1 pseudogene is annotated in these 326 nt (G+C 43.3%); it reads left to right on the forward strand.

What is annotated here, in order from left to right:
- Positions 1-326: pseudogene (locus tag AB4135_RS22185) on the forward strand (IS4 family transposase); the annotation flags it as partial.

The raw sequence follows: 326 nt of genomic DNA on the forward strand, positions 1-326 counted from the left end.
ATCGTAACTGACGCTGGCTTTCGCATCCCTTGGTTCAAACAGATTTTGTCTCTTGAGTGGGATTATGTAGGCCGCTTTAGAAATAGAACGCACTGTAGAAAAATCGCGATTAATCATTGGTATCCAGTCAAAAAACTTTACGCTCAAGCAAGCTCTAGAGCGAAGAATCTCGGCGAATACTTTTTAGGTGAACAGGTCTCTTTCAATTCTCGTTTAGTTATCTTCAAACGTGACCCTAAAGGACGAAAAGATAGAACTGCAACAGGTGATAAAGCTAGGCTGAGCAAGCGGTCTCGTGCAAGTGCTGAGCGAGAAAAAGAGCCTTG

This window comes from Shewanella sp. 10N.286.54.B9 (genome assembly GCF_041468565.1).
Taxonomy (GTDB): domain Bacteria; phylum Pseudomonadota; class Gammaproteobacteria; order Enterobacterales; family Shewanellaceae; genus Shewanella.